Consider the following 24878-nt stretch of genomic DNA (forward strand, 5'->3'; position numbering starts at 1 on the left):
CCACTTTTTTATGGAATTTATTCCCCAAATGAGGTAGCTAGCTCCGTTGTTTTATAATATCCACTCACCAATTTGTCTTTTATTGCTTCAAATGCCACGATGGTTTGTTTTACATCCTCCAGGTTATGCACCGCAGTTGGGATGAGCCTAAGGATAATCATCCCTTTGGGCACTACAGGGTAAATGACCACCGAACAGAAAATATTATAATTCTCACGAAGGTCTTTACTCAGGGTAGCAGCCTCTCCTACAGTTCCGTTTAGCACCACCGGTGTGACCGGAGAGGTGGTAGTGCCGATGCTGAACCCCTTTTCTTTAAGCCCGTTTTGCAGGGCATTTACCACTTTCCAGAGGTTTTCCTTTAGCTCGGGCATGGTTCTCAGCATCTCCAGCCTTTTGAGCCCACCTTCTACCATGATCATGGGAAGTGCTTTGGCAAAAATCTGGGAACGCATGTTGTATTTTAGGTAATGGATGACTTTGGCATTGCCGGCGACAAATGCACCAATGCTGGCCATGGATTTGGCAAAAGTGGAAAAATACAAATCCACCTCCTCCTGCACCCCTTGCGCTTCAGCAGAACCCGCACCGGTCTTGCCCATGGTTCCGAAGCCATGTGCGTCGTCTACTAATATACGGAACTGGTACTTCTCCTTCAACTTGACAATCTCCTTCAGGTTTCCCATGTTTCCAGTCATGCCAAATACACCTTCGGTAATGACCAAGACACCTCCGCCAGTCTCCGTGGTGAGTCTTTCAGCCCTTTGAAGTTGTTTTTCCAGGCTTTCCATATCGTTGTGGGGATAGACAAAACGCTTGCCAATATGCATTCGTAAGGCATCGATGATGCATGCATGACATTCCCCGTCATAAACGACCACATCCTTCCGGTCTATAAGGGAATCAATCACGCTCATAATCCCTTGATAGCCATAATTAAGCAGGTAAGCTTTTTCCTTACCCACAAAATCAGCAAGTTCCTGTTCCAGTTTTTCGTGTAAGTCCGTATTACCGGACATCATTCGCGCCCCCATGGGATAAGCTGCCCCCCATTTCCTCGCTGCTTCCTCATCGGCTTTTCTTACTTCAGGGTGGTTTCCCAAACCCAGGTAATTATTGAGACTCCAGGTAAGGACTTCCTTTCCCTTAAATTTCATCCTAGGAGCTATTTCCCCTTCTAATTTAGGAAACATAAAGTAGCCCTCGGATAAATCAGAATGTTTTCCTAATGGGCCTAGATTGGTGTTCAGTTTTTCGAAAATATCCAAAGCGCTGTAAAGTTTGTCCGCATTTCTTTCATCCAGATTGTCGTGGATTAAACCCCCAAAACTACTATTTTTTGGATTGGTGTGCAAAAAATCCTGTTGATTTCCCCATTTCTTATGGGAAGCTTTTATCTTAGCAACCACCTTGGGAAAGATTTCCCAAGTATTTCCGTGATTTAATTTTTTATTTCGATCAATAGACGCAATGGCCAATGACCAAAATCAATAAGCTCCTTGTTGCCAATCGGGGCGAAATAAGCCTTAGAATCATGCGAACAGCCAGGGAGATGGGTATCCAGACTGTCGCCGTTTATAGTGATGCCGACCGTAAGGCACCCCATGTCCGCTTTGCAGATGAAGCTGCATACCTTGGACCTTCCCCTTCCAGGCAATCCTATTTGAATATAGACAAGATACTCGAAGTGGCAAGGGAATTTTCCGTGGATGCCATACATCCCGGATACGGGTTTCTTTCAGAAAATCCTGAATTTGCAAAAAGAGTCCATGAAGGTGGTATTTGCTTTGTAGGTCCGAGCGCAGAAGCAATAGCCCTTATGGGAAGTAAACTTGAGGCCAAAAAGGCCGTAGCAAAATACAAAATCCCATTGGTTCCCGGTACATCAGAAGCGGTAACTAGTGTGTCCACTGCAAAATCAATAGCTTCGGAAATTGGGTATCCTATATTGATAAAGGCCAGTGCAGGGGGTGGAGGAAAAGGCATGAGGATAGTATCCAGTGAGGATGAGCTGGAGGAACAAATGAAAAGGGCAATGGGGGAGGCGGAGTCGGCCTTTGGGGATCCCTCTGTGTTTATTGAAAAATACATTTCTTCCCCAAAGCACATAGAAATTCAGGTATTGGGAGACCAGCATGGAAATGTTGTCCATCTCTTCGAACGGGAATGCTCTATCCAAAGAAGACATCAAAAAGTGGTGGAGGAGGCCCCGTCAGCGGTGCTGGACAAAGCCATCCGGATGAAAATGGGGGAGGCTGCAGTGAATGTGGCGAAGGCCTGCCGGTACCATGGCGCCGGAACCGTGGAGTTTGTAGTGGATCAGTCCCTTAATTTCTATTTTTTGGAAATGAACACCCGATTGCAGGTGGAGCATCCCGTCACGGAGTTGATCACAGGTAAAGACCTGGTGAAGGAGCAGATTTGGATTGCAGAAGGAAAGAAGCTCTCTTTTTCACAAGAAGAATTACAAATTCATGGACATGCTATTGAAATAAGGGTATATGCCGAGGACTCGGAAAACGGGTTCTTGCCGGATACAGGCACACTTAGCCAATACAGGCTGCCACAGGGCCCTGGTATTAGGGTGGATGATGGTTTTGAAGAAGGCATGGAAGTGCCTATACATTACGATCCCATGTTGTCTAAACTCATTGTACATGCTGCAGACCGGGAAAGCGCCATTGAGAAAATGAAACGGGCCATCGAGGAATACAAGGTGGTGGGGGTTAAGACCACCTTGTCTTTTTGTGCCTTTGTGATGGAACACCCCTCTTTTAGGGAGGGTACTTTTACCACTAAGTTCGTGGAGGAATATTTTGATGGGCAAAGGTCAAATCCCAAGTTTAGCCATACCGAAAAACAACTGCTGGCTGCTTTTGGGGCCCATTTTCTGCAAGAAGCTAGTCCCGCAAGTAATAATGGGACCATTGCGGCAGAGCGCTCAGTCCAATCTCTTTCATCCTGGAGGAAAAACCGAAAACATGGCTGAGCTTTTACCCCTTAAGGCATGGAGGTATCATGAGAAGTTTTTGGGGCAAATGGATAGCCTGATTTCCCCTCTATTTGACGTGGTCACGGATAGGCAAAGGAGAAAACTTTATGCCAATCCCATCAATAGCATCCATCTCTCCCTACCAAAAGGCCCTCAGGCTGGTTTGGGGGCTAGAAAGACGCTCGACGAATGGAAAAAAAAGGGCGTAATCGTACAAGACCATGTTCCTGGAATTTACGTGTATTACCAGTACTTTAAATCCACCGACAGGAATAAACAAGTCTGCCGGAAGGGGTTTATTGCCCATTTGAAGTTGGAGGAATGGGAAAACCAGGTGGTCCTAAGGCACGAAAACACCAACCCTTATGGGGTAGCAGAAAGAGAGGAAATCTTGGAAAAAACCCAAATCCAGGCCAGCCCAACCTTTGGCTTATATGAAGACCCCGATTTTGTATTAGAGCCTTTTTTTGACGAAGCTATGGCTGACCCCATTTATGATCTGGAAGACTATCAGGGAGTAAGGGAGGTCCTGGCTGTGATTCATGATGCCAAAATCATAAAGAAGGTGATCCGTTTTATGAAGGATAAGCAAATTTTGATTGCAGATGGGCACCATCGTTATTCTGCTGCCCTAGATTATTCCCATAAACGAGGAAAGGAAGCACCTGCTTTAGGCAAGATTAACTCCTATGACTATCACGAAATGTATTTTTGCAATTCAGCCTCCGAGGCATTGAAGATCTATCCAAACCACCGTGTTTTTTCTGGGCTGGGGGTTGATGCTAATGAGGTGTTAAACAAGGTTTCCCCATTTTTCGATAGCAAAGAAGTGGAAGACCAAGAGGATTTGGAAGATATCATCAACAACAAGCGCCATGCTTTTGGATTGGTATTTAAAAACAGAGCTTTTATCCTTAGTCTAAAACCGAGTTGGCAGGAAATTGGGCATTTAAAAAACCTGTCACCCAGCCTCAAAAATCTTGATGTGTACTTGATGCATCACTTTCTGATTCAGGAAGGGCTGGGAATACCCCTGGAGCTACAGTCAAAAAGTGAAGTGATTAAATACGAAAGGCACAGCAGTAAGTGTTTTTTGGCCCTATTGCGGGGGGAGTTGGAGTTAGCAGTGGTTATGCCTGGGATTTCAGTAGGAGAGGTTTTTGAGGTGTGCAGAAGTGGAGAAATGTTGCCACAAAAATCCACCTATTTCTACCCTAAAGTAGTTTCCGGGTTGCTTTTCGGTTCTATTGACCCTGATGATTTTGAATTTCCATACGAGGTGTTCCTATGTTAAAGTCTTTCACAAACAACCTGATTCTGGCCTCCAAATCCCCTAGGCGAAAAACTTTACTGGAAGGTTTAGGAGTTCCCTTTTCTGTAAAAACACTCCCAGTGGATGAGGATTTTCCAGCATCCATGTCTCTAGAAAGGGTTCCTGAATTCCTTGCGGAAAAGAAAGCCAGAGTGTATCAAAAGGAACTGATGAACGACGAGGTGGTATTGACAGCCGATACAGTTGTAATTGTAGAGGGCAAGATATTGAATAAACCTAGAGACAAGGAGGAAGCTTTCAACATGCTAAACATGCTCTCTGGAAGGATGCATCACGTCATCACGGGGGTATGCCTTGCCTCTTACCAGCATCTCTACAGTGCTAGTGATACTACCAAGGTGTATTTCAGGCAATTAGAGGCAGACGAAATTTCCTTTTATGTTGAAAATTACAGCCCTTTTGACAAGGCTGGTGCTTATGGTATCCAAGAATGGATAGGTTATATTGGGGTGGAAAAAATTGAAGGCTCCTTCTATACCGTCATGGGACTTCCTTTGCATCTTGTTTACAAAATGCTGGAGCAATCAAGGTTTTAGCCAATTTTTTAAAAATCACTTAGAAAAGGGGGGAAGTTCCCCCCTCCTTATTCCTTTCCAAATATTTCCTCAATGGATTGTTTTACTCCCACTTTGGGGAGAAACTTTTTCACCTTGTGGCAGTTTGCCACTTTTTCCACGTCTTTTTCATTTACGGAACTGCTCAAGACATAAATTTCTGACTTAATGTATTTTTCATTAAGGGTTTCCAGAAAATCCATCCCTGTCATTTGAGGCATAAGCAAATCAACAAACATATATTTGGGGTTGATTTTATAGATTTCATTCAGGGCATCAGTGGCACTGCTGAACTTAAAAATTCTACAAGGTTCCTTAATATGTTTTTTGATAAATTTTTCCGTAACAAAATTACTCACCGCATCATCGTCAATCAGCACAATATTCACCATTCCCTCCAGCGTAAAAGATTTTAAAAAACTATTAACTACGGCAAAAATAAACAGAGAAATTTAAAATACAACATAAAAAATGCTTTTTGTGTATAAAAAATCGAATCTTAAGAAAATTGAGCTTGTAATACGGAAAAGCAATTGTACTGTACTTCCCAAATCATTTTCCATTCCTTTGATTCTTCATTTAATACTGCCTATGAAAAGTCTTTATGGCCCGCCTGGAGCGTTGCGGATTCGTTGCGAGAAGCCACTTTTCATTACCCTTCAGTAAATGCAAATTTTTAAACGCAATAATAAATTTTCGTCTTGATCGATTTCATAGAGAAAGGGCAATAAAGTCATGGTCCCTTTATGGCCTCAATGCAATTAGCCTTTTCAGATATTCACCGTAGCCGCTTTTCCCCAGTTTTTGAGCTTCTTTCAACAGTTTATCCTCATTAATAAACCCGCTTCTAAAGGCAATTTCTTCTATGCAGCCTATCTTTAATCCCTGACGCTCCTCGATGACCTCCACAAATTGGCCTGCCTGAAGCAGGGACTGGTGTGTACCTGTATCAAGCCAGGCTGTTCCCCTGTTTAATATTCCTACACTGAGTTTGCCCATGTTGAGGTAGACATTGTTCACGTCGGTGATCTCCAGTTCCCCTCTTGGGCTGGGCTTGATGTTTTTCGAAATTTCCACCACCTGGTTGTCGTAAAAATACAGGCCGGGGACCGCAAAGTTTGACTTGGGGTTTTCTGGCTTTTCTTCTATGCTTATCACTTTTTGGCTAGGGTCAAATTCCACCACACCATATCTTTTGGGATCATTTACGTGATAAGCGAAGACCACCCCTCCATCCGGATCGGTATGGTTCTTCAAGGTCTGTTGCAGGCCTGTGCCGTAAAAAATGTTATCCCCTAGTATCAAAGCTACCTTTTCCTTGCCTATAAAATCCTCACCTATAATGAAGGCCTGTGCCAGTCCCTCTGGTTTTGGCTGTACAGCGAAGGTAAATTGACAACCCACTTGACTGCCATCTCCAAGTAATTTTCGAAATGCATCTACATCTTCAGGGGTAGTTATGATTAAAATATCCCTGATCCCGGCCATCATCAATACCGAAAGGGGGTAGTATATCATGGGTTTGTCGTAAACGGGCATTAGTTGCTTACTTACAGCTAGAGTAAGTGGATAGAGCCTGGTGCCGGAACCTCCGGCCAAAATAATTCCTTTCATATGTTTATAATTTCTTTTTAGCGGTCATATAGCCTGCCCCTGCCTGCCCCGAACTTGTTTCGGGGAACTTGTTTCGGGAGAATCTCGCAGTCTATAATCATCCCCTCGTGTGTCGCTCGCGTCATGCCCTGACTGCCGTCAGGACAGGCTCGATTTCATCTGTTTATATTTGTTTTTCAATGGTCAGATGGAATGCCCTGGATAATCATCCCCATTTGTGAGAATTCTTTCTCATGGGCATTTCATGTGTTTATATTTTCTTTTCAACGGTCACATAGCCTGCCCCTGCCTGCCCCGAACTTGTTTCGGGGAACTCGTTTCGGGGGAATCTCGCAATCTATAATCATCCCAGTGTGTGACGTGCTCCTCATGCCCTGACTGCCGTCAGGACAGGCTCGATTCATATGACTAAATTTTATTTGCACCTACGAAATAAAAAAGACATTGGATTAAAAATTGCTAGCAATGAATGCATAAATTTAAGGCAAAAATATCAAAAACCACGCTCATCTTTCGTTCTTTAATTACCAAACTAACAGCAACCCTACATTGCTATATTTTCCTATGCCAATAAAGTCCTTGATAGTAGTGCTTATTACTTTGATAATCTCTGGGGAGACCTTTGGTCAAAATTTTCATAAAGAGAAGATTTCCAGAAATATGTATTACCAAATCGGCCTTGGCCCCTCCATGATGTATGCCGACAACGCGGGCAGTATCAGGAATTTTGAAAACTTAATAAGGCCCTCTTTTTCCATGGCGGGAGGCAAAAAGATCCTTCCTTTCTTAGATTTGAGGGCAACTGTCAGCTATCAATATTACCAGAGCCAAAGCAGAGACTATTTTGGCAACCGAGTAGTGGAAATTTGGTCCATTTTGGACAAGGCTGTTGAAACACACTCCAATGTAGTTTTTATGGACATTATGCCCATAATTCATTTAATGCCTTTTCAAAATCATGCCTTGAGAAGAAAAATCGATCTTTATGGAGGTGCCGGGCTGGGGTTTGTGGCTTCTATCAATCAAGAATATAGGTTGAAAAACGAGCATCTGTTCAAAGAAAACAAGGTAAGGACCTCAGTTTATGTCCCTTTGAGAGGGGGAATAAGCTATAAACTGGGCCTCTACTCTGATATATCCCTGGAGGGCTCGCTTCTTTTGACGTTTTCTGACCTGATGGTGGGAAATGACGGGCACAACCGATTTAACGATCATTACATTCAAGGCCAAGTAGTTTACAGAAGGTATTTGGATCCCCTTCGAAACGTTTACTAAAAAAATCGGCAGTTATAGGATAAAAAGGAACTTAATGTCTCCATAATTGTTTGTGTGTATATACATTAAATGTCTGTGATATGAAATTAGTGAAAGAAGTTAGGCCATTAGGGTTTCATTGGAAAACCCAGGATCCCTTTTTGTTTTGTGCGCATCATCATGACTTTTTCCCAGAGGGCAACGGGGACTTGGCTCCCAAAGCATCCCTGGAAGGGCGGGCAATAGGACAGGATTTTGGAGGAAAGGACGGGTGGAGTATGTACCACGGTACCAAAGTGCCAGGTTTCCCATACCATCCGCATAAAGGTTTCGAAACCGTCACCCTGGTGGAGAGGGGACTTGTGGACCATTCCGATTCCCTCGGTGCCGCAGGCAGGTTTGGTGAGGGAGATGTTCAGTGGATGACGGCTGGAAAGGGAGTGCTGCATTCGGAGATGTTTCCACTTCTTAAGGAGGATGAAAAAAACGAATTGCTTTTGTTTCAAATATGGCTCAATTTACCCAGCGTAAAGAAGAAAGTGCCGGCTCACTTTAAAATGATGTGGAAAGAAGATATTCCTGTTCATATTCATAAGGACGGGCAGGGACTATCCACCTCCATTAAGTTAGTTTGTGGGAGCTTCGAAGATAGTCATGGCCTTGAACCTGCTCCGGATTCCTGGGCTGCAGACCCGGCCAACGAGGTTGCGATATGGCACATCCATGCGCAGGCTGGTGCCACGTTTCATTTGCCCAAAGCCAGTGAAGGAGTGAATCGGACACTGTTTTTCTATGAAGGAGAAAGTGTGGAGGTGGGGCAGGAAGTAATTTCCGAAAAGCATTCGCTGGATTTGGAATCTACCCAAGAAGTGAAAGTCATCAATGGCAAAAAGCCGGGTAAGTTCTTGTTTCTTCAAGGCAGGCCCATAGGTGAAAAAGTGGTGCAGCATGGTCCTTTTGTGATGAACTCCAATTTGGAAATTCAACAGGCAGTTCAGGAATACCAACGTACCCAGTTTGGGGGTTGGCCATGGCCTGAAACCGAATATACCCATGCCAAGGAAAAAGGCAGGTTTGCACTGCATGCGGATGGCAGGAAAGAGGAAAAAGGCTTGTAAAGTATTCCGGTAAGAGTAAAATAAGCCGTGGTTGAGGTATCCACGGCTTATCCTTCTTTTCTTTTATTTCACATAGCTCGCATTGGCCAAGTATTCATGACTTCTTTGTACACTTTCCAAGGGGCTATAATTGTATTTTTCGACCTCCACAAAAAAGTCCTCCATTCCTTGGGCATACGCCGCCTTGAAGATGGGCTCGAAGTTCATTTTTCCACTTGCTCCAATTTCTTTCTCATCCTTGATATGCAAAAGAGGAAACCTTCCTTTATACTCTTGCAGGTATTTCACAGGATCTTTCCCGGCTTGTTGGCACCAATATACGTCCAGTTCCATACAGAAAAGGTCGGAGTCGGTATTTTGCAGCATTACGTCATACATCACTTTACCTTCAACTTCCTCAAACTCCCTTGAGTGGTTGTGAAAACCAAACATCAGTCCTTCTTCTTTTGTAACCTTGCCTACAGCATTATAATAGTCACACCATATCTTGAGTTCATCAAGCGTGCTGGGAATGGGCATGGAAGGTTTGATAATATGGGTAGCACCTGCCTCTGCATGATCTTTAGCCGCTTTTTTCCACCAATCAATGGCCTTTTGGTGGCTTTCCTTGGAATAGTCCCCGGGACCACCCACGTGGGCGCTACTCATACGCATGCCAAGAGAGGTTACCTTTTTTCTCATTTCTTGAGGGGTCATCCCGTAAATCTTTCCGTTATCATAGTTGGCGGCCTCCAGGTTTTTATACCCTATTTCCGCCACTTTTTCAAGGATGCTCTCTGTGTTTCCAGGGATGTCCTCCCTCAAAGAATAAAGCTGAAGCCCTATGGGTTTATTCACGGTGTCTGCCTGTAGCATATGTGAAAAGGCCAACCCGCTGATGGTTAGTAATCCTGCCTTTTTTAAAAACTCCCTTCTGTGATTTTTTGCCTGCATAAATCCTGATTTTTGATGTATTTGATTTTCTTTGATCTTTTTGGTAGATGAATTAACGCAATTTTAAGTCCAAAATAAAGTCCAGAAGAGTTTTTATGGAAATTCCCTACTCCTTTTAGGTTAGGTATAAAAAAGGTTTTAAATTTAATTTGAGAAAATAGAACCAAAATTTAAATAGGGAATAAAACCCCATCGAAACAGCACATATGGAAATATTGGGTATTGATATTGGAGGTTCGGGCATCAAAGGTGCCCCAGTGAACATTGAAACCGGGGAGATTACCCAGGAACGTTTTAGGGTTCCCACGCCGAAACCATCCAAGCCCCATAGTGTAGCTGATGCTGTACAGATTCTGGTTGACCATTTTCAGTGGAAAGGACCTGTTGGCTGCGGTTTTCCCACGGTGGTGAACAATGGTATGTCCGTCACGAAGAGCAATATTCACAAAAGCTGGGTTGGCGTTCAGGTCGATGAGCTTTTCCAGGAAAGGACCGGTCTGCCCGTCACAGTGATCAATGATGCAGATGCCGCAGGGCTGGCAGAAATGAACTTCGGTGCAGGGGTGGGAAAAATGGGGTTGGTCATCACCGTTACCATCGGTACCGGCTTGGGTACTGGGGTATTTTACGATGGAAAGCTTATTCCCAACTTTGAATTGGGAAGAATTTTTTACAAAAATGGGGAGATTATTGAATACTACGCTGCGGATTCCGCCAGGAAAAAGGAAAATTTAAGCTACAAGGTTTGGGGAAAGCGCTTCAACAAGTTCCTCAAACATACCAATAGGATATTATCTCCAGACCTCTTTATCATCGGAGGGGGTGCCAGTAAGAAACTGGATAAATTCGAGACCCAGATCACTGTGGACGTGCCCTTGTTGGTGGCGGAGAAAAAAAACAACGCAGGTATCATTGGAGCCGCTATGGCAGCCCATAACTGGCCAAAATAATTTTTTTTATGGAAAAGAAGATGTTCTTGTTGCTAGTTCTCTTTGGTGTATTTGTCCATGCCTATAGCCAAGAACACCCCATTATGACAGTAGGAGGCCCTATTGCTCCTGAAAAAATGGGTAGGACCCTGGTGCATGAACATCTTTTGGTGGACTTTGTAGGGGCAGATCAAATCAGTGAGGATCGATGGGATAAACGAGAGGTAATGAATGTGGTATTACCCCAGCTGGAAGTGATAGTAAAACAGGGTATAGGCACCCTAGTGGATTGCACACCTGCATTTTTGGGAAGGGATGTATTTTTGCTAGAAGCCCTGATGGAAACATCTGGTCTTCAAATCCTAACCAACACGGGGCTTTATGGGGCTGTGGACAATAAATTCCTACCTACCTATGCTTTTGAGGAGTCAGCAGAACAACTTGCGAAACGCTGGATTACGGAGTGGGAAGAGGGTATAGATGGGACAGATATTCGACCAGGATTCATCAAAATAGGGGTAAACCCGGAAACCCTATCCACCTTACATCAGAAACTCGTAAGGGCAGCCGCCTTTACCCACTTGGCTACGGGATTGAGCATTGCATCTCATACCGGACCTGCAGTTCCGGCTTTTGAACAAATGGAGATTCTTCTGGAAATGGGGGTTTCTGCTGAGGCTTTTATTTGGGTGCATGCCCAACAGGAGAAAGATTTGAATATGTTGGTAGAAGCAGCGGAAATGGGGGCCTGGATCAGCCTGGATGGGCTCGGTGAAGAACAAATGCAGAGTTATGTGGGGAGATTGCAGTATTTGAAAGAAAACGGTCTGCTACATAAGGCATTGATAAGCCATGATGCTGGCTGGTTCAGTCCAGGAGAGGAGGATGGGGGGGACTTCAGACCTTTTACCACTCTTACTGAGAAATTTGTTCCACTAATGCTCACTAGTGGATTCACCCCTACAGAGATAGATATGCTCCTTGTTAAAAACCCTCAGGAAGCCTTGAAAATTCGGATTAGAAATAAAGAGTAGTTTCCTCCCTGTCCATATAAAGGATTACCGCCGATTTTTAGAGCTGATAAAACAGGGTAATCAACAAGATTAATAACATAGCCGTACTAGATAGGATAACGGTTCCTATACTATGGGACTGATAGCCTTGTTTGATGTTCATGCCCGAAAGCTGTGTCATAGCCCAAAAAAAGCTGTCGTTGGCATGGGAAACTGCAATGGCCCCAGCACCTGTGGCTAGTACCGTCATGACTTTCATGGTTTCCGAATCCAACCCCAATGGACTCATCAAGGGCACCATAATGGAAGCCGTGGTCACCAAAGCGACCGTGGAGGATCCTTGGGCCGATTTCAAGGCAAATGCCATAAAAAAAGGAAGGAACAAACTGAGGTTTCCCGCACTTATTCCTGAGCTCACATGGTCTGCAATACCGGAATTTTCCAACATTTTTCCAAACACTCCTCCAGCGCCCGTGATCAAAATTACCGGGGCAGCGATAAGTAATGCTTCCCCCAGCCATCCGCTGGCCGATAGCACTTCTTTGTCGAACTTATGGGGCAATGCAAAAGAAAGAAAGGCACCCAGTAAAAGGGCGATGATAGGATTACCTATGAAAAGGATTAAGGTGGTAAAAGCTCCATCCCCAAAGGGCTGGGTAGGGTAGGCTGCCACGGAGGCCAAAACGATCAAGACCAGCGGAATGACGATAGGCATAAAGGATTTACCCAGGGAGGGGTATTTCACCTCTTTTTTATCCGCCTCAAGTTCTGCGAACTCGGGTATCAAATTAATCCGAGAAACAATATACTTGCAAAAGAAATAACATGGGATCAGGGAAATGGTGCTGATAATGAACCCCCAGAAAATAATGGGACCTAACTCTGCCCCTAGGATACCGGCAGCGGCTATGGGACCGGGTGTGGGAGGGACCAGTGAATGGGTGGCCGTTATCCCTAGGGTCAAGGCCACAGTGGTGGCGGCATAGGGTAACTTTCCCTTAAAGGAAAGGGATTTGTTGATGGGGTTTAGCATGATAAAGGCACTGTCCCCAAAAACAGGAATGGAAGAAACCGCCCCTGTCACCATCATCCCCAGCATGACCGATTTTTTGCCTATCCAGGAAAGGATTTTTTGTGCCACGACAAAGGCACCCCCGGATTTTTCCAGAAATGTACCGATAATTACGCCAAAAAGGATGAGGAGACCTATCCTTCCTAGCACACCCCCAAATCCTGCCATAATGGACTCTATGACCAGTTCTGGTGCCATACCCGCTAAGAGGCCATAAATGATGGCTCCTACAAATAGGGCTAAAAAAGGATGGATGTCAAATTTAATAATGGCCACAATAATGATGGCCAATGCAATCAAAATATAGAGGAAAATCATTACAATAGGTTATTTTAGGATTACCAAGGGTAAGCAGCCGACTATAAGATGTAAGTATATTTAATTTTTTCTTAGCAAGCTATTTTTTTTGCTTTTTTCAATGTTGGTCACTCTGTTCCTCTATTAACTCAAATAAGTGAAAACTCATTATATCCTCATTGAAATCGGGATGGTTGGGGTTGCTATTGGAAATGTACAGCCCCTTCTTGCCCACGAATGCATTAAAAGGGTTTAGTGGTTCTTGGTCCATTAGTGTCTCACCCAGCAAGGCTAAGTCTGGCCCTAGGATCTGAACAGAGAAAAAAGGCCTATACATCCGTAATTCCCTCAATTCCTCTTCATCGTTTACTTCGTATTCAGGATATACAAATCGATAAAACACATCCCGGTATTTGTCATAATAAATACTGCCGTATTTTGGAGCACTCAAATAATATTGGCTGAATTGTTCCGAGGTGGCATCCCTTTGAACACTTGGGAGGTTTTGGGGCAAAAACCGACTTGGGGCATAGATGGCTTCAAGCGAAGGGTTATCGGGAGTACCTACATACACATGATGGTCTCCCATGAAAGAATAAATCAACTTATAATCCTGAGAGACCATGGAGAAAAAAGGAAATTTAAGGTCTTGGGATAAATAATCGTCAGGATAATAATGAGGGGTAGCTACCACAGCACCAGAATATAAATTGATGCGATAAGAAAGTGATGCCTGATTCAATTGCTCTTGGGAAAGGTCCCGATAATTTCCTTCTGGTAGTGTGGCCACGATTATATGTCCCTCCTTAAATTTGGGGCTAGCCCTGTAAGGGCCTTTTTGCAAGATGGGTCTGCTTAGTTTATCCGGCTTTGTCACAGCTATTTTTTCCCAAGAATCACCCTCAAAATCCGTGAGAAAAAGTTGGTTACCAAATATTAGTATACTGTCCAAATTAGGGATGAAAAATGCATTCAACATTCCGATTCCCCTTTCTCCTTCTTGATCAAACTTTAACCTTTTTACGAGTTGTTGGGTTTGAAGATCGAAACACTGTATGTCCTGACTCAGTATGTCCCTATGAAACACATATTCCCTTTCGTCCTCTTCCAGGTATTCTATTTGCATACTGTAATTGGACGATGTTTCATCCATCTCAAATGCTATTCCTTCATCGCTTTGGGTTAGGGTTAACTGGGTAGAGGCTTTTTCCCTTTCTGAGCATGAATACAAGCAGATGCCTAATAGAGATAGGCATATAACTATTTTCTTTGTCATAACATATTATCTTAAAAAGTTAGTAAGTTAATGAAAAATCCGAAAAGACCCATCTTTTCTTAAAAATTAAGTTTATTTTTCTACCTCAATTGTAGGTCCCTACCACCATTTCAAAATCTTCGAGGTGCGGCACCGTACAAAGCACCCAATCCCCATCTTGTTCGAAATCCAATGTTTGACCGGATCTAAGCAGATATAGGTGCTCCAAAGGTTTAGCAGGTTTAAAGCGAATTTCAATATCCCGCATGGGTATTGGCTTCCCGATGGTTCCCCCGATTTGCCCGGAGTGGTTGATCAAGCCCAACCATTCAAAGGCTCCATCCCTGTTTTTCATCCTGGAGATCTCCACCAGGTGGGAGGCATTGGTCTGTAGGTCACTTTCCCATTCCAAAAGATTGGATAGCGCACCATAAAACAGGGCCTTATGGGCATAATTTCCCTTGTGATAATATTGGGCACCAAGTTGCCAGGGGATAAAACTTGCTTTTCCCTGTCCATAGGTATTGCTAAATAGGCCGGGGATATCGGTAACTTCCTCCTCCGTGAAATAGGACTTTTCGGGAGGGCCGAACATGGTTTCCGGAATAAGCTGCATATACGATTCGGTATTTTCTATAGGGGAGCAATCCAGGAAGTCCGCATACACCATCATAAGGGAAAAATCTTCTGTTAATTTATTCCCTATGGCAGCTTTATCTTGTTCCCCTACCCGCAAGTAGGTGGATTTCGCCTGTGGATAAACCTTAAATTGGGAATCTACCCCTAAGGATTTCAAGGAAATGCCGCCCCCTTCGCCCCTTTTAGTGGAGGAGGTGAAACCTGTGGCAAGGATTTTCCCACCTTTTTCCACATATTCATCTATGCTTTCCACCAATCCCTCACCCATATTACTTACATCCCCCAATACCAACACTTCATAATCATTCAATGCCCTTGGTAATCGCCCGGATAAGATTGCGCCCGGTTCAATAATATCATAGGGTATATGCAATTCAGTAAGTAGTTTTATCATCCCCCGGTACTCTTGGCCAGCACCTCTTATCAGGGCTAACTTACTGCTGGATTCCAGATTGGTAAACAAGTTTTCATGCTGCTTATGGAAACCATAATAGTCCTCCAGATAGGGGATAAATGCCCTCTCCTCATAGTCAAAAAGGGGCCCAATGACCACAAACCCCAAGGGGGCACCATGCAGCATGTTTTCCAGCATCCATACCCTGGCCAGATCCGGCGAAGTGCCCACATGCCTGAACCCAATCGCCTGAAAGTAAATCAATAAATTCATTGGCGACCTGTCCTGATAGGAGCCCAGTACCCTTTTTACGTTGTCTGTGGCATGATAATTCCACTCGTAGTCGGAAGAAAGGGATGCCCCAGATTCACTGCTGATCATATCCACCCCTACATCCGTATAGGTTTTGATCATCAGACTAGGATCCAGTGTTTTGATATGTTCGGATATTTTGGTGAAGAGTTTTTCGGAAGTCTGTCTCTTAAACTCATTGTATTCTGCATATAATGGTTCTCCGGGAGACACCTCTTGAGGCAACTCCTTTCCCGACATTTCCTTGAACCCTTTCTTGCAGTTATCACATTGGCAAATGCCATGGTCCTCGCCGGCGTAGTCCCGGGTTTGGTAGCCAATCATGTTGAAGAATATGCCGTCAAGGGGATATTTTTCTATGGCCTCTGTTAGGATTTCAAGGCTATATTCCTGTTGATATCCCCCGTTTACACAGGTATGGGTTTGTTCATTGAAGCTCACGGTTTCGCCTGTACGGCTTTTGTACAGCCATTCCGGTTTTTTCTCGGCCAAGGACTCGTTGATTTTGCTGAAATCAAATCTTCCAATCACCTTGATCTCTTTCTCATGAAGTTGATGTACCAGGTCACCCACCAGGTCTCCTTCCATGAAGGTGTTGCGATATTGAAAAGGAAGTTCGGTGGGGTAATTGGCCACAATACCTCCCACGTTGAGTAAGACCAGGTTCGCAGAGGCATCCACCATGGATTGCACATATTTTTCCCTGTCCAGATTGGCATCTATTTCCCTGAGGTTGGTTTGGATAAGTCTCAGGGGTTCCCTGTTCCACCAGGAATTGTCATAGGATCCCGGTTTTAGTTGTTCAAGCTCCAAGGGTGATAGTTGGGAAAAGCAAGGGGTTTGAAGTAGGAATATTATGGATACTAAATAAAATACTTTCATGGTGCAGAGACTATTTAGGGTGGTTAATGTTGTAACGGAAGCTTTGGATAATAGGTGTTTTCAGGTTTAATCCGAAGAGGGATATCCCAATAAGTATATTTTGTTCCCTCCTTTCCCGGATAATTTACCTGTTTCCCATTGGTAACTACTTTTCGGGAGGCTATCTATAAGCGATTTTAAATCTTCAATGGTATAAGTTCGGGCATTGGAAACAGCTCCGTCCCATGCAATGAACAGAGGGAGTAGAGGAATCAAGTAGGTAAAAAGGAATTGTTGCCAAGTAAAGGGTCTGACTTTAGGGGTAATGAAAAAGACCCCAACAAAAGCAACGGGAAATGCAGTCCACCATAACCATTTTGGAAACGAGTTGTCACTGATTTCAAAGATCAAAATAGGTTGTTCTTCTTCCTGGGCATTTAATAATATGTTCCTGGCTGCATCTGGGGGGAAATGATGGAAGCAACTTATCATTGTCCTTAGTCCCGAATGATGGATTTTCAAAGTAGCATCTGTTGGTACTCTGCCATAGGTGATATCCTCCTGAGCGTTGAATTTATCAAGGAATTCGGTATTTGGATGAAAATCTGTAAGCATCAGGTTGAGTTTAGGGAAACGGGTTTTTAACTTTAAAAAGACCTCGACTATTGGTCCTCCGGCACCGGACCCCAAATCCACAATTTGGGGTTTGGATACAAATTGCAAGCCTCTATCCACCAGGTTTTCCAGCTGCCTTGCTGTTCGTATCAGGCTATGCAGGGCCACCAAATAGAGAGTCATTTTATTTCTCAGGAAGATCGGAAACCAGATTTGATCTTCAAACTCGAACAATTGTATACGTTTCATGGCCTTTAAGGTGACTACTGTTATTTTGCCGTCCAACCACCATCCACAGTAACCATAGACCCTACCATATAATTGGAAGCCTCACTGGCCAAAAACAAAGCCGCACCCTGGATTTCCTTGAGCTCCCCCCATCTGGCCAGGGCCGTGGCGCCAACGATGAAATTTTTTGCCTCCGGCGTATCGGCTATAGGAATATTCATCTCGGTGAGAAATGGTCCGGGGCAAATTGCATTTACGTTGATGTTAAAGGGGGCTAACTCCAGACCTAAGGCCCGAGTCATTTGTACTACAGCCCCTTTACTAGAAGTGTAGGGTGTCCTGTTTGCTAACCCCACTAATCCCAGTGTACTGGCCAGATTGATGATTTTTCCGCCTTTTTGCTCTTTCATAATAGGGGTTACGGCCTTGCAGCAAAGCCAGCTTCCGGTCACATTGACTTTCATCACCTGCTCAAAGTCCTCTAAACTGACTTCGTCAATTGCTCCTCTGATGTTGATGCCCGCAGAGTTTATCAGGATATCTGTGCTGTTGAAGTTTTCCTGGGCGTATTTCACCATATCACCCACTTGTTTCTCATCGGTGATGTCAGCAGCAAATGCTTCTGCCTTGACACCATAATTCTCTTTGATTTGATTGGCGGCTGCACTGCCCTCTTCCTGGTTTCGGTTGACCAGTAGTACATTGGCTCCAGCCGATGCCAACCCTGCTGCCATGGCAAAACCAAGACCCTTTGAGCCCCCTGTGATGATGGCTGATTTTCCTTTTAGTTCAAATAACTTAATGCCGGGTAGGGTGTCTTTCATGATTTTAGTGTCTAAATGTTTAAAGGTTCAAGTTTTTGCTGGCATAAGCCAGACTCTGAATAATGTTATTTTCTTCTGCTGCTAGAAGCCCCTCTGTATCCAATTCGGATACCTTTGGGAGAGAGCTTTGATTGACCTTTACCATACGCAACACTGCCGCCATTTCTTGGGCCTTGACAGTCGGCATGGTAGCCCAAAACTCCGGGGTAAGGCATGGGATGAGCAAGGGATCCCGAGTGATCATTTCTAGGTTAAAGCGCATATTAGGCTTATGCGCTCTACATACTGCTACCATTTTTGGAAGATCCAGTATACCCTGGCCTAGGGGAACCTCGGACATGAGAAAGCCTTCGGGGGATTCCTCCACCGCCATGTCCTTGATATGGGTTGAGTAGGTGTAAGGAGCCAAAGCTTCAAGAGTCTCCATTGGATCTTCCATTAGGGCTATGCTGTTGCCAAAGTCCAAGGTAACACCCAGCACTTCTGAATCTCTGCTTCTCAAAGCGGTCAAAAGCTCCTCTGTTCTCCAATCCTTGTGATTTTCTATGGCCAACTTCACTTTTTCTTTCTCCAATATAGGCACTACCCAGTCTAAGGCTTGGTGGGCATTATTAAGGAACTCCTCAAATTCCTCCTTGCTGCGAAGAGCTTCGTAGCGCCTAGGTCCCAAACTCACCGTTCTGAACACCTTGATGCCGGCGGCCTTGCCATCCTGGATTTCCTTTTTAAACTTTTCAAGGTCACCTTCTTTTCTGGGGATACCGATGGATCCCTCCACAAACATGTCTAGCTCCTCGCTTGTTTTTCGTAGTTTCTTTGCCATTTCCCCGTCCCAACCACTTACGCTTATCTGAACCCCACCGGCTCCTATGCTATGGCAATGGACCAGAAAGTCTATGGCATTTCGGAAGGGGGGGAATTTTTCATTGTTGAGTTGCTGCTGCCAACGTTTACCATAGGCATGGATGACTATCCCCATTTTTTCTTTTTTGGTGGGAATGGCATCGATTGGCGAAACAGATAGGGCAAGGGCACCGAGAGAGGCCTTTTTAAGGAATTCCCTTCTGGGCAATCTGGGGTGGTCGAAATCTATGGGTTGCTGCATGGGCTTATTGGTTATCATTTTTAACATTGTCCAAAAAGGATTTGAGTTCCTCGGGTTTCCAAGGAGTCACCCTTCCTTGCATGGTATTTCTGGTTACAGCCACAAAGCGACTGTCTATGGCCCCTGCCTCGTTTCCCCATTCATTCCTAATATAGGTGAGGATGGAGGCAATGGTCCGATCATCCAGGTTGGAATGGGCGGGCATCACCGGCAAAATGTCAGGTGAGTCATATAATTTCCCGTCCACTTCCACAGGGCCTTCCATTCCATGCAGCACGATCAAGGAAAGCTGTTTTTCGTCTCCTGTTACCCACTCCGAATTCACCAAGGGGGGACCCATTCGCCTTACCCCTTCTCCTTTGTTTCCATGGCAACCTGAACAGGAGCTGAGGTAATACTGTCTTCCCTTGGCAAAAAGGAGTTGTTCAGCTTCGTTCAGGGTTATTTGTTCACCGTCATTTGCCTCCTCCTCCCGGGGTTTACCCGGCCAGTCGAAAAGGGAGGCCACTTGTCTCCATTTCCGGTCTCCCCCTTTTGTTAAGTGGGAGTGAAACAGGCCAGGGGTACTGGAAAGGGTAACAGGGTCCCTATCGTTTTTTCCACTGCTATTGGCCAATCCGTTAAGTATAGCCTCTCCCTGCCAACCCAAGTTGTTTTTTTCCTCATCAAGTACCTTCAGCATAGCTCGCATCTCCCCAGGCTCGTTTTTATTACCAATGGCAGTGGCGAGCATTTCCACAACTATTTCTTTATCTGAACTGCCGGATTTCCATGAGGGACGAGAAAGCAGGGAGGCCAGCATCTTGTACTCATTATCTTGGATACTGCTCAGCACCGCATCACGGAAAAGGGCATCTTCCCTATGGTTGTCAAGGACAGTGTTCAATATGGACAGGGGTTCCTTAAACGGAATGCTCCCTGCACTCAGTGCCACCTGAAGGGCAAAGACGGAGGATGATTGAGGTATCAATTCTTCAAGAAGTACACTCAACTTTTGGGTCAACTCCTGGTTTCCCTCTGTTTTCGTTTCCATAATTCTGAGCGCATGGGAGGCCACCCATGGCTGGGACATGGCCTTTTCTTGGATGATTCGCAGGAATAGGCCTGGGTTTATATTCCCAAGCCCTTCCAAGGTCCAAAGAGCATGAAGTTGTGTAAAAGGAGCTTCTCCTTCGATGGCTAACCTTTCCAAAGTGGGCACTATTGACTGGTCCTTATTTTCTACCAACAAACGTTGAGCCTGGTCCCTGAACCACCCATCAGGATGGGCAAGGGTCTCGGCCAACTGCTCCAAGGAATAGGTGGACAATTTTGGGGCTTGTCTTGGAACCCATCCTTTAGGGACGATACGATAGATCCTGCCCATATTGATAGGATATACCAGATTCCTATCCAGCGTTACCTCCCTGAGATAAGGGGATATGTAGGCACCATGTTGCACCAGGCCCCTGTACATGTCTGCGATATATAGGGCTCCATCCGGCCCACTGGTTTGGTTGACAGGCCTAAACCTTTCGTCGGTGGATGCCAGAAATTCTTGTCCGGGATTCGGGTCCTTTGCCTCAAGATAAACACCCCGGTTTTCCACCAGGTTTCTTTTAACGAGGTTACCGGATGGTTCGCAAACAAAAACATTCCCTTGGAAGGGTTCAGGCAGGCCTTTGCCCCTATAGTAGAAAGGGGCACAGGCAGCAGTGAATTCCATTAGCCGGCCCTCTTCGTCTAAAATACCGGGAATATAGCCTCTGTTAATGGCAGGGTTGGACCGTATGGGATAAATTCTCCTATCCACCGTAAGCCCATGGTCTATACCGGTGGTGGATGCATGGTGCGGGTTCCGGTGGAGGTAGTTGGGAGGTACCAAATCAGCGTGGAGTTGAGACCAATTGTAATTATATACCAGTCTTCCATAATCGTCTTGGCTTATACCCCATTGCCCTCTGAATTCGGTACTGTCCTTTTCCCATTTGTCATCCACAAGCCTATACCGAGCTCTCGACTTGGCGTTATAATACCAGTTGTCCATACCCCTCAAAAGGCCATTTCCGGAGTGTTCGGGCAAATTGTTGCCGGCATAATCTGGATCTATCAGCACCTTGGTGTCTGCTTTCAGGTCCCCGTTCAAGTCTTCTGTCCACCAGAGGGCCATATTTTCCACTACAAGTGCTCCCTTTCCTACTATGGCGAGCGCTCTGGGCATTATCAGGGAATCTAGGTAGATGATTTGCTCGTCCATCCTACCGTCTCCATTGGTGTCCAAAAGTATGCTGATCCTGCCCACCGGTTCTTTTTCCCCTTCCCCTTCTATATCGGGCATGAAACCCCTCATCTCCACCACCCAAAGCCTGCCGTCTTCGTCAAAGTTGATCACCACTGGGTCTTGAACCAGAGGTTCAGATGCCACCAATTGGATTTCCAGGGCGGGGTCCAGTTGAAACTGCGATAGGGATTCATCAGGAGACAGTGGAGGGGATGGCCCTTGATCAGTGATTGGGTTAAGTTTTCCGGTACACCACAACAAGGAGGCAATTAGAAACAACGCAATGGTAATAGAGATCAATAATCTCATTGTTAAGTCATTTTGGGCTTTAGGTCAAGGTTTTAAAGATATGCCTTATTCGGAGGAAATGAAATCCGTTAATCAAAAATATGGTTTTACAAGAACTATACCTGGAATGAATAGAGAAATTCCCGATGGTTTCTTTGGGAAAGTAAAGCTGTAAAACAGGAATGGAGACCTCAGTACCCTATTCAATATACCTTCATTGCTTTCAGTATTGAGTAAGTTTCTTAAGGTTAGGGATGTAAACCAATTACCTCCTTTTTATTTTAGGAAACTAGTCCAATGTATCATTAAATTTCCTATATTTCCTCTCACTTTTAGGGTTTTCATGTTTGCTTTGACTAAAAATGACACAAAGTTGGCAGTTTTATGTTATTTCCCTCACGGTATTTTTAGCCAGTCTTGTACCTCTCAGAATTGCGTTACTCAGTAGGGGTAAGGAGGGTAAATCAGGAATAAGGCTATTTTCTTGGTTGATGGTGGCCTGTGCAGTTTACTCTATATTTTATGTTGGGGAGTTTGTATTTCCCAGTCTGGATCATAAGGCCTTTTTCCTTAAACTTCAATATCTGGGGGCGGTATTTTTGGGTCCATTGATGTTTGGGTTTTGCCTAGGTTATTCAGGAAGGCACCGTTATCTAAATTTGACGTTTTTTATTGCTGTGCTCGCTTTTCCTTTTTTGACACTTGTTGCTGTTTTTACTACCAATTGGCATGGGATGTTTTACAGTTCCTTTGAATTGTGGGACAATGGGTATTTTTTGGTTATGAGGACCACTAAGGGTTGGATGTACTGGGCGCATCAGGTTTATACATTAGCATTTCTGATTTTGAGTTATGGGTTGCTGATTAGGATGATTAGAGGAGGTGCCATCACTGATACCAAGCAGGTGTATATGGTTCTCTCCGGACTCTCCGTGCCCTTTTTGGCCTATGTTTCTCACATTCTGAGAATTGTTCCACTTAATATTGACCCTTTGCCTTTTGCTTTTATTGGCATGGGGGGAATAGTTTACCTTGGGTTGACTAGGTTCCACTTGTTTCAGGTGATACCTATTGTCTATAAAACGCTATTTGAAAGTATTTCCGATGGGGTTTTGGTATTTGACACCTTGGGTAGGCTGGTAGGATGCAACCCTGCAGCGCAACTCCTGTTAGGCCGTACCTTACAGTTGAAAACTGGGCATTTGTTGTCTGAGAAACAAGACCTTCAAAGTTTTATAGAGGATCCCCAAAGAGAGGTGTATGAATTCAGCCTCACCCTGCCAAATTCAGATGAGGTATGGCTGAAAGCTACGAAATCTGAAATCAAGGATAAAAAAAGTGGCAGGATAGGATTGATTATTCTTTTTAGGGACATCACCAAAGAAAGGCAACGCCAACTAGACCTGGAAAGGGCAAAGGAAGAGGCAGAACAGGCAAGTCATGCCAAGTCTGAGTTTCTGGCGAATATCAGCCATGAAATCCGGACCCCACTTAATGGAGTTATTGGTTTCACGGAATTATTGGGGAATACCAAATTGGATAAGCAGCAAAGTAGGTACCTGGAAACCGTAAATCATTCTGCCAATGCATTGTTGGACCTGATAAACCACGTACTTGACCTGGCGAAAATAGAAGCAGGAAAAACGGAGATGGATTTTCAGGAGGTAAACCTGTATGAATTAATCAAGAGCATCGCCGATGTGGTGAGCTATCAGTCCCAGCAGAATGATTTGGAGTTTTTACTCTACGTGTCCCCGGATGTACCTGAAAGCATTTGGGCAGATGAGCTTAAATTGAAGCAGGTTTTGATTAACTTACTAAACAACGCCTTGAAATTCACCAAAAATGGAGAAGTGACATTGGAGGTGAAGAAGGTGGCCATGTTGGATTCTGATCATGTTACCCTCACATTTGGAGTTAGGGACACAGGAATTGGTATTGCTGAGGAAAAGCAAAAAATGATATTTGACGCATTTTCTCAAGAAGATGCATCCACCACCAAAAAATATGGGGGAACGGGTCTTGGCCTTACCATTTCAAATAAACTTCTGGAATTGATGAACAGTGGTTTGAAGTTGGAAAGTGAACAAGGCAAAGGGAGCTACTTTTTCTTCGAAGTTACATTCCTGGTGATGGAGGATGCTGTTAGGCCAATGGAAACTTTGGAAGTTTTATCCCCTGCTTTATTGCTGGTTTCAAGTGATAAGTTGTCGGATATCCTGATGAGGTATTTGAAAATGTACGCTATTGCAAGCCAGCGGGCATATGGTATTAGGGAGGTCAAGGAGAAACTAAAAGTGGGAAACCATAAGCTTTTGGTGGTGGATTATGGAACCAGTATCGAAAATGCAAAGTGGGATCCTCTAGAGCTTCGGGACTGCTTACTTCTCGCCAATTCCAAATCCATGGGTAGGTTGGTTCTTTTACCTTCGGCACTCGATGATGCCGCTACACAAAAAATTTTCAAAATTGGGTTTCAAGGGGCCTTGTCCAAGCCATTTTTGGCTATAGACCTCTTTAAGGAAATACAGCAGCTCAGCCTTCCGAACCAGTCGGGCTTTTCGGATGAAACGCTTATCGAACAAAAAGCCCCTTCGCAGGTTGTCAAAAGGGTCTTGTTGGCCGAGGACAATCCGGTGAATAGGATGCTCGTAAAGGTATATATCAATAACCTTTTTCCACATGCTACTCTCCAAGAAGCGGAAAATGGGAAAATTGCCTTCGATTATTTTTTAAAAGAGCTTCCGGATCTAGTGATCACCGACTTGCAAATGCCTGAAATGAGCGGATATGAGCTTTGCGCTGCCATTCGTTCTCATCCTGAGGGAAAAGATCTACCTGTTATTGCCCTTAGTGCCAAGGCCATTAAAGGGGAAGAGGAGAGGTGTAGGGAGGTTGGGATCAACGATTTTATCACAAAACCCGTTAGACAAGATACGTTTCAACAAGTAATTGGGAAATGGTTGTAAAAAACCCAGGCCTTTGCAG

General features: G+C 44.5%; 19 protein-coding genes. 8 read left to right on the top strand and 11 right to left on the bottom strand.

Annotation, left to right across the window (positions count from 1 at the left end; translation table 11 throughout):
• Positions 1-17: 17 nt before the first annotated feature.
• Positions 18-1268 carry an aminotransferase class I/II-fold pyridoxal phosphate-dependent enzyme gene (locus DB520_RS09100; RefSeq protein WP_114749440.1) on the bottom strand — a complete coding sequence of 417 codons (1251 nt, stop codon included), beginning with the start codon at positions 1266-1268 and terminating at the stop codon, positions 18-20.
• A 209-nt stretch (positions 1269-1477) separates the two neighbouring features.
• Between DB520_RS09100 and DB520_RS09105 the strand changes: the two genes are divergently transcribed.
• Genes DB520_RS09105 through DB520_RS09115 form a run of 3 tightly spaced genes read left to right on the top strand, consistent with a single transcriptional unit; the run spans position 1478 to position 4861 of the window.
• The gene (locus tag DB520_RS09105; protein ID WP_114749365.1) at positions 1478-2989 is read left to right on the top strand and encodes an acetyl-CoA carboxylase biotin carboxylase subunit; all 1512 of its coding nucleotides are present in this window, start codon (positions 1478-1480) and stop codon (positions 2987-2989) included.
• Positions 2982-4286 carry a DUF1015 domain-containing protein gene (locus tag DB520_RS09110; RefSeq protein ID WP_114749366.1) on the top strand — a complete coding sequence of 435 codons (1305 nt, stop codon included), beginning with the start codon at positions 2982-2984 and terminating at the stop codon, positions 4284-4286. The genes DB520_RS09105 and DB520_RS09110 overlap by 8 nt, the downstream gene beginning before the upstream one ends.
• Positions 4280-4861, top strand: a complete 582-nt coding sequence (locus DB520_RS09115; protein WP_114749367.1) for a Maf family nucleotide pyrophosphatase — start codon at positions 4280-4282, stop codon at positions 4859-4861. Before DB520_RS09110 ends, DB520_RS09115 begins: the two co-directional genes overlap by 7 nt.
• A 47-nt stretch (positions 4862-4908) precedes the next feature.
• Here the strand turns inward: DB520_RS09115 and DB520_RS09120 are convergent, their stop codons facing one another.
• Together DB520_RS09120 and rfbA are read right to left on the bottom strand one after the other, a co-directional pair.
• Positions 4909-5271, bottom strand: coding sequence for a response regulator (locus DB520_RS09120; protein WP_114749368.1), 363 nt, complete (start codon positions 5269-5271; stop codon positions 4909-4911).
• A 352-nt stretch (positions 5272-5623) separates the two neighbouring features.
• Positions 5624-6493, bottom strand: a complete 870-nt coding sequence (rfbA, locus tag DB520_RS09125; protein WP_114749369.1) for a glucose-1-phosphate thymidylyltransferase RfbA — start codon at positions 6491-6493, stop codon at positions 5624-5626.
• Between the two features lie 564 nt (positions 6494-7057).
• Here rfbA and DB520_RS09130 point away from each other — a divergent pair.
• Both DB520_RS09130 and DB520_RS09135 read left to right on the top strand, forming a co-directional pair.
• Positions 7058-7768 (top strand): hypothetical protein, encoded by a 711-nt coding sequence (locus DB520_RS09130; RefSeq protein ID WP_114749370.1) that lies wholly within the window; start codon positions 7058-7060, stop codon positions 7766-7768.
• 80 nt (positions 7769-7848) lie between these two features.
• On the top strand, positions 7849-8865 hold the full coding sequence (locus tag DB520_RS09135; RefSeq protein WP_114749371.1) for a pirin family protein: 1017 nt from the start codon (positions 7849-7851) through the stop codon (positions 8863-8865).
• Positions 8866-8928: 63 nt separating this feature from the next.
• Here the strand turns inward: DB520_RS09135 and DB520_RS09140 are convergent, their stop codons facing one another.
• Positions 8929-9798, bottom strand: a complete 870-nt coding sequence (locus DB520_RS09140) for a sugar phosphate isomerase/epimerase family protein (protein WP_114749372.1) — start codon at positions 9796-9798, stop codon at positions 8929-8931.
• 206 nt (positions 9799-10004) lie between these two features.
• Here DB520_RS09140 and ppgK point away from each other — a divergent pair, with 206 nt between their 5' ends.
• Together ppgK and DB520_RS09150 are read left to right on the top strand one after the other, a co-directional pair.
• Positions 10005-10748 (top strand): polyphosphate--glucose phosphotransferase, encoded by a 744-nt coding sequence (gene ppgK, locus DB520_RS09145; RefSeq protein ID WP_114749373.1) that lies wholly within the window; start codon positions 10005-10007, stop codon positions 10746-10748.
• 8 nt (positions 10749-10756) lie between these two features.
• Positions 10757-11761: a phosphotriesterase family protein gene (locus DB520_RS09150; RefSeq protein WP_232834894.1), complete on the top strand. Its 1005-nt coding sequence runs from the start codon at positions 10757-10759 to the stop codon at positions 11759-11761.
• A gap of 37 nt (positions 11762-11798) precedes the next feature.
• Here DB520_RS09150 and DB520_RS09155 read toward each other — a convergent pair whose 3' ends face one another.
• From DB520_RS09155 to DB520_RS09185, 7 genes are all read right to left on the bottom strand, one after another.
• On the bottom strand, positions 11799-13130 hold the full coding sequence (locus tag DB520_RS09155; RefSeq protein ID WP_114749374.1) for a GntP family permease: 1332 nt from the start codon (positions 13128-13130) through the stop codon (positions 11799-11801).
• 97 nt (positions 13131-13227) lie between these two features.
• Positions 13228-14385: a DUF4221 family protein gene (locus tag DB520_RS09160; protein WP_114749375.1), complete on the bottom strand. Its 1158-nt coding sequence runs from the start codon at positions 14383-14385 to the stop codon at positions 13228-13230.
• 85 nt (positions 14386-14470) lie between these two features.
• A complete protein-coding gene (locus DB520_RS09165) occupies positions 14471-16591 on the bottom strand; it encodes an alpha-amylase family protein (RefSeq protein WP_114749376.1) in 2121 nt (706 codons plus the stop codon).
• Positions 16592-16657: 66 nt separating this feature from the next.
• Entirely contained in the window at positions 16658-17434 is a 777-nt protein-coding gene (locus tag DB520_RS09170; protein ID WP_232834895.1) for a DUF2798 domain-containing protein, read from the bottom strand.
• A 20-nt stretch (positions 17435-17454) separates the two neighbouring features.
• Entirely contained in the window at positions 17455-18237 is a 783-nt protein-coding gene (locus DB520_RS09175) for an SDR family NAD(P)-dependent oxidoreductase (RefSeq protein WP_114749377.1), read from the bottom strand.
• Positions 18238-18256: 19 nt separating this feature from the next.
• A complete protein-coding gene (locus tag DB520_RS09180) occupies positions 18257-19360 on the bottom strand; it encodes a sugar phosphate isomerase/epimerase family protein (RefSeq protein ID WP_232834896.1) in 1104 nt (367 codons plus the stop codon).
• Positions 19347-21911 carry a DUF7133 domain-containing protein gene (locus tag DB520_RS09185; protein WP_114749378.1) on the bottom strand — a complete coding sequence of 855 codons (2565 nt, stop codon included), beginning with the start codon at positions 21909-21911 and terminating at the stop codon, positions 19347-19349. Before DB520_RS09185 ends, DB520_RS09180 begins: the two co-directional genes overlap by 14 nt.
• A 341-nt stretch (positions 21912-22252) precedes the next feature.
• Here DB520_RS09185 and DB520_RS09195 point away from each other — a divergent pair, with 341 nt between their 5' ends.
• A complete protein-coding gene (locus DB520_RS09195; RefSeq protein WP_114749380.1) occupies positions 22253-24859 on the top strand; it encodes a histidine kinase N-terminal 7TM domain-containing protein in 2607 nt (868 codons plus the stop codon).
• The last annotated feature ends 19 nt before the right edge of the window (positions 24860-24878 follow it).

The sequence above is a fragment of the Pleomorphovibrio marinus genome (genome assembly GCF_003347495.1).
In the GTDB taxonomy this organism is placed as follows: domain Bacteria; phylum Bacteroidota; class Bacteroidia; order Cytophagales; family Cyclobacteriaceae; genus Pleomorphovibrio; species Pleomorphovibrio marinus.

What these genes read in the sequence shown, in the direction of transcription:
- DB520_RS09105 (WP_114749365.1), top strand. Translation starts at nt 1,478, where the DNA reads ATGACCAAAATCAATAAGCTCCTTGTTGCCAATCGGGGCGAAATAAGC.
- DB520_RS09110 (WP_114749366.1), top strand. Translation starts at nt 2,982, where the DNA reads ATGGCTGAGCTTTTACCCCTTAAGGCATGGAGGTATCATGAGAAGTTT.
- DB520_RS09115 (WP_114749367.1), top strand. Translation starts at nt 4,280, where the DNA reads ATGTTAAAGTCTTTCACAAACAACCTGATTCTGGCCTCCAAATCCCCT.
- DB520_RS09120 (WP_114749368.1), bottom strand. Translation starts at nt 5,271, where the DNA reads ATGGTGAATATTGTGCTGATTGACGATGATGCGGTGAGTAATTTTGTT.
- rfbA (WP_114749369.1), bottom strand. Translation starts at nt 6,493, where the DNA reads ATGAAAGGAATTATTTTGGCCGGAGGTTCCGGCACCAGGCTCTATCCA.
- DB520_RS09130 (WP_114749370.1), top strand. Translation starts at nt 7,058, where the DNA reads ATGCCAATAAAGTCCTTGATAGTAGTGCTTATTACTTTGATAATCTCT.
- DB520_RS09135 (WP_114749371.1), top strand. Translation starts at nt 7,849, where the DNA reads ATGAAATTAGTGAAAGAAGTTAGGCCATTAGGGTTTCATTGGAAAACC.
- DB520_RS09140 (WP_114749372.1), bottom strand. Translation starts at nt 9,798, where the DNA reads ATGCAGGCAAAAAATCACAGAAGGGAGTTTTTAAAAAAGGCAGGATTA.
- ppgK (WP_114749373.1), top strand. Translation starts at nt 10,005, where the DNA reads ATGGAAATATTGGGTATTGATATTGGAGGTTCGGGCATCAAAGGTGCC.
- DB520_RS09150 (WP_232834894.1), top strand. Translation starts at nt 10,757, where the DNA reads ATGGAAAAGAAGATGTTCTTGTTGCTAGTTCTCTTTGGTGTATTTGTC.
- DB520_RS09155 (WP_114749374.1), bottom strand. Translation starts at nt 13,130, where the DNA reads ATGATTTTCCTCTATATTTTGATTGCATTGGCCATCATTATTGTGGCC.
- DB520_RS09160 (WP_114749375.1), bottom strand. Translation starts at nt 14,385, where the DNA reads ATGACAAAGAAAATAGTTATATGCCTATCTCTATTAGGCATCTGCTTG.
- DB520_RS09165 (WP_114749376.1), bottom strand. Translation starts at nt 16,591, where the DNA reads ATGAAAGTATTTTATTTAGTATCCATAATATTCCTACTTCAAACCCCT.
- DB520_RS09170 (WP_232834895.1), bottom strand. Translation starts at nt 17,434, where the DNA reads ATGAAACGTATACAATTGTTCGAGTTTGAAGATCAAATCTGGTTTCCG.
- DB520_RS09175 (WP_114749377.1), bottom strand. Translation starts at nt 18,237, where the DNA reads ATGAAAGACACCCTACCCGGCATTAAGTTATTTGAACTAAAAGGAAAA.
- DB520_RS09180 (WP_232834896.1), bottom strand. Translation starts at nt 19,360, where the DNA reads ATGATAACCAATAAGCCCATGCAGCAACCCATAGATTTCGACCACCCC.
- DB520_RS09185 (WP_114749378.1), bottom strand. Translation starts at nt 21,911, where the DNA reads ATGAGATTATTGATCTCTATTACCATTGCGTTGTTTCTAATTGCCTCC.
- DB520_RS09195 (WP_114749380.1), top strand. Translation starts at nt 22,253, where the DNA reads ATGACACAAAGTTGGCAGTTTTATGTTATTTCCCTCACGGTATTTTTA.